A 7944-nucleotide genomic window follows, 5' to 3' on the forward strand; every position below is an offset into this window, starting at 1 on the left:
GGCGGACGCCCGCCGCCCTGGGCACCGACACCGGCGCCTCTGTGCGCCTGCCGGCCGCCGTCAACGGCGCCGCGGGCTTCCGGCCATCGGTCGGCCGCTACGACGGGGCGGGCATCACGCCCATCTCGCATACACGGGACACGCCGGGGCCGATCGCCAATTGCATGGCAGACATCGTGCTGCTGGACGCCGTGCTGGCGGACGACGCCGAACCGCTGGCGGCCCTGCCCCCCGCACGCGTGCGCCTGGGTCTGGCCCGCTATTTCTGGGCCGACCTGGACCCTTCCGTGCGCGCGGTCATGGACACCGCCCTGGCCGCATTGCGCGACGCCGGCGTGCAGCTGATAGACATCGACATGCCCGATCTGCCGGCCGCCAATGCCGCCGTCGGCATGCCGCTGTGCCTGTACGAGCAGAAGCCCGACCTGATCGCCTACCTGCAACGCTACGACACGGGCGTAAGCTTCGACGAGGTGGTGGCGCAGATCGCAAGCCCCGACGTCAAGGCCATTTTCGACGGGCTGATCGTGCCGGGCGTGCTGCCCACGCCGGACGGCCAGGTCCTGCCGCTGAAGCCGCTGTACGACCGCGTCATCGCGGACCAGCGCGACGCACTGATCGACGTGTACCGCCGCGCGTTCCAGGAACACGCGCTGGACGGCCTGCTGTTTCCGACGTTGCCGATTCTGCCGATGCTGGCCACGCCCGAGGCCAGCAGCTTCGAGAGCTTCAGCCGCCTGGCCCGCAACGTCGATCCCGGCAGCAACGCGGGCTTGCCGGGGCTGAGCGTGCCGGCGGGCTTGTCGCCCGAGGGCTTGCCCGTCGGCGTCGAGATCGACGGCCTGCCGGGCGACGACCGCAAGGTGCTGGTCATCGGCGTGATGATCGAGAGCATCCTGGGGCGCATCGCACCGCCCCGGCCCGCCGCCTGAACTGGCAGCCCCATCACCGTTCGCCCTCGGCGGGGCACAAAAAAAACCGGCCATGCGGCCGGTTTTTCATTTGCGCCGGTGGGCGCCTCAGCCCAGGTTCGGGGCCAGCGTCCGCTTCAGGTCCTCGATGGTACGTCCGCTGCGCTTGGCGTAGTCTTCCAGCTGGTCCTCGCCGATCACGCCCACGTTGAAGTACTGCGACTCCGGGTGGCTGAAGTAGAAGCCCGACACGCTGGAAGCGGGGTACATGGCGTAGCTGTCGGTCAGCATCATGCCGATGTCGCCGCCGTCCAGCACGCGGAACATATCGGACTTGACCACGTGTTCCGGGCAAGCCGGATAGCCAGGCGCAGGGCGGATGCCCACGTATTTCTCGGCGATCATGTCCTCGTTGGACAGGGCTTCGTCGGGCGCATAGCCCCACAAGTCCTGGCGCACGCGGGCATGCAGGCATTCGGCGAAACCTTCGGCCAGGCGATCGGCCAGCGACTTCAGCATGATGCTGGAATAGTCGTCCAGCGCGCGCTCGAATTCGGCTTCCTTTTTCTCGATGCCGATGCCCGCCGTGACGGCGAACATGCCGATGTAATCCAGCTTGCCGGACGACTTGGGCGCAATGAAGTCAGCCAGCGACTTGTTGCTGACGCCTTCGCGCTTGGCGCCCTGCTGACGCAGGTTGCGGTACGTGAACAGCACTTCGCTGCGCGTCTCGTCTTTGTAGATCTCGATGTCTTCGTCGTTGACGCGGTTAGCCGGGTAGAACCCCACCACGCCGTTGGCGGTCAGCCAGCGGCCTTCGACGATGCGCTTCATCATGGCCAGGCCGTCGGCGTAGACCTTGCGCGCCTGTTCGCCCACCACCTTGTCGTCAAGAATGGCGGGGAACGGACCGAACAGGCTCCAGGTCTGGAAGAACGGACCCCAGTCCACGTACTTCACGATCTCGGCCAGGTCATAGCTTTTGAACGTGCGGCGGCCAATGAACTTCGGGCGCGGCGGGGTGTAGTTGTCCCAATCGATGGCCGGACGCGAGGCGCGCGCGTCGGCCAGCGGCAGGATCGGCGTGGCCTTGCGGTTGGCGTGGCGGCGGCGCACTTCCTCGTATTCCTGGGCAAGCTCCGCCAGATACGTTTCCGACTGGTCCGACATCAGGTTGGTCGCGACGCCCACCGAGCGGCTGGCATCCGGCACATAGATGACCGGCCCTTCGTAATTGGGCGCGATCTTGACCGCCGTATGCACGCGGCTGGTGGTGGCGCCGCCAATCATCAGCGGCAGCTTGCGGCTACGGAAGTATTCGTCGCGCTGCATCTCGCTGGCCACGTACGCCATTTCTTCCAGGCTGGGCGTGATCAGGCCGGACAGGCCGACGATGTCGGCGTTTTCTTCCTTGGCCTTTTCCAGGATCTGCGCGCAAGGCACCATCACGCCCATGTTCACGACTTCGAAGTTATTGCACTGCAAGACCACCGACACGATGTTCTTGCCGATGTCGTGCACGTCGCCCTTGACGGTGGCGATGACGATCTTGCCCTTGGCGCGAACGTCGCCGCCAGCAGCCGCGATCTGGCGCTTTTCCTCTTCGATGAAGGGAATCAGGTGGGCCACGGCCTGCTTCATGACGCGGGCCGACTTCACCACCTGCGGCAGGAACATCTTGCCTTCGCCGAACAGGTCGCCGACGACGTTCATGCCGTCCATCAGCGGGCCTTCGATCACCTCGATCGGGCGGCCGCCACGGTCGAAGATCTTCTGGCGCACTTCTTCCGTGTCTTCCACGATGAAGGCCGTGATGCCATGCACCAGTGCATGCGACAGGCGCTTTTCGACGTCGGCATTGCGCCAGCTCAGGTCTTCTTCGCGCTTGGCGCCCGAGCCCTTCACCGTGTCGGCGAACTGCACCAGGCGTTCAGTCGGCGTGCGCTCGTCGTCGGGGTCGGTCTTGCCCACCGGCTCCGGCCGGTCCAGCACTACGTCTTCGACCAGGTCGCGCAGTTTCGGGTCCAGGTCGGCGTACACGCCCAACTGGCCGGCGTTGACGATGCCCATGGTCATGCCTTCCTTCACCGCGTAATACAGGAACACGGTGTGGATGGCTTCGCGCATCGGCTCATTGCCGCGGAACGAGAAGCTGACGTTGGACACGCCGCCCGAAATGCGGGCGTAGGGCAGGTTGTCGCGGATCCAGCGGGTGCCTTCGATGAAGTCCACCGCATAGTGGTTGTGCTCGTCGATGCCGGTGGCGACCGCGAAGACGTTCGGATCGAAAATGATGTCTTCCGGCGGGAAGCCCTCTTCCTCGACCAGGATCTTGTAGGCGCGCGCGCAGATTTCCTTGCGGCGTTCCAACGTGTCGGCCTGGCCCAATTCGTCGAACGCCATCACGACCACGGCGGCGCCGTAGCGGCGGCACAAGCGCGCATGATGGCGGAACGGCTCGATCCCTTCCTTCATGGAAATGGAGTTCACCACCGGCTTGCCCTGCACGCACTTCAGGCCGGTCTCGATGACTTCCCACTTCGAGCTATCGATCATGACCGGCACGCGGGCGATGTCGGGTTCGGACGCGATCAGGTTCAGGAAGCGATGCATGCAGGCCACCGAATCCAGCATGGCCTCATCCATGTTGATGTCGATGATCTGCGCGCCGTTCTCGACCTGCTGGCGGGCCACGGCCAGCGCCTCGTCGTACTTTTCTTCGCGGATCAGGCGGGCGAACATCTTGCTGCCCGTCACGTTGGTGCGTTCGCCCACGTTGACGTACAGCGTGTCTTCGTCGATGTTCAACGGCTCCAGGCCCGACAGGCGGGTCTTGACCGGAATGTCGGGCACGACGCGCGGCGTCAGCGACGTGACCTTATCCGCGATGGCGCGGATGTGGTCCGGCGTGGTGCCGCAACAGCCACCCGACATGTTGACCAGACCGGCGCGGGCAAACTCTTCCAGCAGCGCGGACGTGTCGGCGGGCGTTTCGTCAAAGCCGGTTTCTGCCATGGGGTTGGGCAGGCCGGCGTTGGGGTACACGCAGACATAGGTGTCGCAGATCTTGGACAGTTCGGCCACGTAGGGGCGCATCAGCGCGGCGCCCAGCGCGCAGTTCAGGCCGATGGTGACCGGGCGCGCATGGCGCACCGAGTTCCAGAAGGCCTCCACGGTCTGGCCGGACAGGATGCGGCCGGACGCGTCGGTCACGGTGCCCGAAATCATCACGGGCAGGCGGATGCCGCGCGCCTCGAACACTTCCTCGGTCGCGAAGATGGCGGCCTTGGCGTTCAGCGTGTCGAAGATGGTTTCGATCAGGACGATATCGATGCCGCCGTCCAAGAGACCGTTCAACTGTTCGATATAGGCCACGCGCAATTCGTCGAACGTGACGTTGCGCGCGCCCGGGTCGTTCACATCGGGCGAAATCGACGCGGTCTTGGGCTGCGGGCCCAGGGCGCCTGCCACGAAACGGGGCTTGTCGGGCGTGCTGAAGGCCTCACAGGCCTCGCGCGCCAGCCGGGCGGATACCAGGTTCAGTTCGTAGGCCAGTTCCGGCAAGTCGTAGTCGCCCTGCGCGATGGTGGTGGCGCCGAAGGTATTGGTCTCGATGACGTCCGCGCCGGCTTCCAGGTACTGCCGGTGGATCTCGGAGATCACGTCGGGCCGCACCAGCGACAGCAGTTCGTTGTTGCCCTTCACGTCCTTGCCGTGGTCGGCGAAACGCTCGCCACGGAAGTCTGCTTCGCCCAGCTTGTAGCGCTGGATCATGGTGCCCATGGCACCGTCCAGGATCAAAATGCGCTTGCCCAGCAGGCGGGCGAAATCACCACCCTGGGTATAGGCTTCGGGCGGGTACGGCAGGCGGGGATACGACACGGGCAGGTCCGGCAATGGGTTGGCTTCAGTGGCGAAGCTGTGGCTAAAAAGCAAAAACCACTGAAAAAACAAGCCTTGATCGTAACAAAACGGGCTCCCTCGCGCCCTCGGGTGATACAGTTTCGGCCCCGAACCGGTGCTTTCGGCGCAACGGGCTTGCAAGAACGCAACACTTGCCAGCCGCGCGCGAAAGGTAAACGGGAAACAGGAAGACGGCCGCCCGGGCCGCCGCGTCGCCCACAAAGCGCCCCGGCACGCCCCCCGCCGTCCAGCCTGTGCTGCCCCCGCAACGGTCCCCATGCGCGCTTTTTGCGCCCATGGCAGCCCGATACCGGCCAGTTCGCTCGTCAGGAAGTCCATGCATCGCCGCCCGGCCCGACCGGCCGGCTGCGGCGCGGGCCTCCTTCCCATCGTGATTGACCTGCGGGGTCGCGGGTCGCATCGAGGTTACGTAGATGAAAGCCCGCTCCATCCGGCGTTACGCCGGCGCCCTGCTCTGTTCCGCTCCGGCCATCGCCGCCGCCCAGCAAACCGCCCCCGCCACCCCCGAACTCGACACGATCACCGTCACCGCCCAGCGCGTGCCGACGGACGGCCGCACCCTGCCGGTGTCCATTTCGGTCATCACCGCGGAAGACATCGCCGCCAGCAGCGCCCGCACCATGCAAGACCTGCTGTCGACGCAAGCCGGCATCAATCTGATCAACACCAGCAGCTCGAGCGACAACGCGATTGTCGACCTGCGCGGCTTCGGCATCACCGGCGCCAGCAACACGCTGATCCTGATCGACGGCGTGAAGCAAAACACCAACGACCTGTCGGCTCCCAGCCTGGGCGTGGTGCCGCTGGACCAGGTGGAACGCGTTGAAATCGTGCGCGGCAGCGGCTCCGTTCAATACGGCGGCGGCACGACGGGCGGCGTGATCAACATCATCACCAAGTCTGATTTCTCGAAAGAGCCGGTCACGGCCCGCGCCACCGCCACGTTCGGCAGCTACGGCCTGCGCCAGTACGATGCCGCCGTTGCGATGAACAACGAGAAGGTCGGCGTTGACGCCTACATGCAGTCGCTGCATTCGGACGGCTACCGCGACCACAGCGGCGAGCGCCGCGAAGGTGGCGGCGGCGGCATCACCCTGCGCCATAGCGATGGCTCGATCCGTCTGTACGGCCGCACCACCACGCAAAAGCTGGAACTGCCCGGCCCGCGCCTGATCAGCCCGTCGACCGGCGTGAACGAATTCCAGGACGACCCGCGCGGTTCGAAGAACGACGTCGACTACGTCAAGACCACGACCACCACCTTCGGCCTGCAAGTCGAACAGGCGATTGGCGTTGGCACGCTGTACGCCGACCTGTCGACGCGCGAGAAGAAGCTGAACGGCCTGTCGTACGACGGCTTTGGCGACACTCTGCGCGACCAGAAGCTGGAAGAGAACATCGCCAGCGTGCGTTATCGCCTGCCGATCAACGGCGGCCACAGCATCGTCTTCGGCGCCGACGCGCAAGAATCCAAGACCACCGCGAACCAGAACGCCTACTACGACTTCGAACCGTCGAAGTGGCAGTCGCGCCAGCACCAGTACGGTCTCTTCGCCGAAGGCCAGATCCGCGCCACCGACAGCACCTACGTGACGGCCGGCGTGCGCCGCCAGTATGCGTCCGACGACCTGGAAGTCCTGAGCGGTTCGGGCACCGAGTCCGATCGCGGCAACCACCTGACCGCCTGGCAACTGGGCGTGCGCCAGGACCTGTCCGCCGGCTTCGGCCTGTACGGCAAGGTCGGCCGCAGCTTCCGTCTGCCCAACGCCGACGAACTGCTGTCGGTGCAACAGCCGCTGGCCCCGCAGACGTCCACCGACAAGGAAATCGGCGTGACGTGGCAAGGCGCCGCAAGCAGCGCCCGCCTGTCGTACTTCCGCTATGACCTGACCAACGAGATCCAGTACAACCCGTTGGCCGACGGTATGTGGGGCCCGGGCACCGGCGCCAACACCAACCTGGATCCGACCCGCCGCCAAGGCATCGAACTGGAAGGCCACACCGCCATTTCCAGCAGCGTGACGCTGGATGCGAACGTGACCTGGATGGAAGCGCAATTCCGCTCGGGCACCTACGCGGGCGTGGACCTGGCCGGCAAGACCGTGCCGCTGGCCCCGAAATGGCTGGCGAATGCCGGCGTGACCTGGCGCCCCACCGACGCCTTCCTGTGGAACGTGTCGGCGCAGTACGTGGGCAAGTCCCGCATGGACAACGACCAGGCCAACCAGTTCGACAAGGAACTGGACGCCTACGTGCTGTTCAACACGAAGCTGGCCTATAAGTTCACGCGCAACATCGAAGGCGCCATCGGCGTGAACAACATCTTCGACCGCCAGTACGCCACCTACGGCATCCGCGGCGGCGATGCGTCGTTCCAGATGCTGGGCCCCGTCGCCAACTACAACCTGTACCCGGCGCCAGGCCGCAACTTCTACGCGTCGCTCACGCTGCGCTATTGATCGCGGACATCCGATATAGTCGGCGTACTCCGCTGACCCTATCGGCCCCTGCATGACCCTCGCACGCGCCTTTCCACGCATCGCTCCCAGGCTGCTCCTGGCCCTGGGCGCGATGCTGGCCGCTTTCCCGGCCGCCGCCGGCGGCGGGGCAGACAAGCCCGCCGGTCCCGCCATCCAGGTGCCGGACGACAAGGGCCGCACGGTATGGCTGTCCGCGCCCGCACGCCGCGCCGTCACCTTGGCGCCCCACGCCACCGAACTCGTCTATGCCGCCGGCGCCGGCGACTACCTCATCGCCACCATCCGCGGCAGCGATTTCCCTGCCGCCGCCCGGCAATTGCCCATCATCGGCGACGGCACCCAGCCAGACGCCGAACGCGTGGCCGCCGTGCGCCCCGACCTGCTGATCGGCTGGCAGCCCGCCGCGGCCGAACCGCTGACGCGTGTCATGGACAAGCTGGGCGTGCCCGTCTTCTACAGCGACCCCTTGACGCTTGCCGCCATTCCCGACGCCGTCGAGCGCATGGGCATGCTGTTCGGCACCGAGGCGCAGGCGCGGCCCGCCGCCGCCCGGTTGCGCGACCGCCTGGCCGCCCTGACCGCGCGCTACGCCGGCCGCCGCCCCGTGCGCGTCTTCGTCCCGGCCGGCC

At 66.2% G+C, this 7944-nt stretch carries 4 protein-coding genes; 3 read left to right on the forward strand and 1 reads right to left on the reverse strand.

Annotation, left to right across the window (positions count from 1 at the left end; genetic code table 11):
- Nucleotides 1-932, forward strand: a 932-nt coding sequence (locus tag ACE039_RS14420; RefSeq protein WP_485822658.1) for an amidase family protein, incomplete at its 5' end; no start/stop codon positions are given.
- Nucleotides 933-1019: 87 nt separating this feature from the next.
- On the opposite strand, the gene metH is transcribed toward ACE039_RS14420, so the two are convergent.
- A complete protein-coding gene (gene metH, locus ACE039_RS14425; RefSeq protein WP_485822688.1) occupies nucleotides 1020-4793 on the reverse strand; it encodes a methionine synthase in 3774 nt (1257 codons plus the stop codon).
- A gap of 455 nt (nucleotides 4794-5248) precedes the next feature.
- On the opposite strand from metH, the gene ACE039_RS14430 reads away from it, so the two are divergent.
- Both ACE039_RS14430 and ACE039_RS14435 read left to right on the forward strand, forming a co-directional pair.
- Nucleotides 5249-7294: a TonB-dependent receptor gene (locus tag ACE039_RS14430; protein WP_485822659.1), complete on the forward strand. Its 2046-nt coding sequence runs from the start codon at nucleotides 5249-5251 to the stop codon at nucleotides 7292-7294.
- A gap of 52 nt (nucleotides 7295-7346) precedes the next feature.
- Nucleotides 7347-7944 (forward strand): ABC transporter substrate-binding protein (locus tag ACE039_RS14435; RefSeq protein ID WP_485822660.1); only part of this gene is annotated, 598 nt, incomplete at its 3' end.

Source organism: Achromobacter maghribensis, assembly GCF_057334215.1.

Coding starts and splice junctions, on each gene's coding strand:
- ACE039_RS14430 (WP_485822659.1), top strand. CDS start 5,249: ATGAAAGCCCGCTCCATCCGGCGTTACGCCGGCGCCCTGCTCTGTTCC.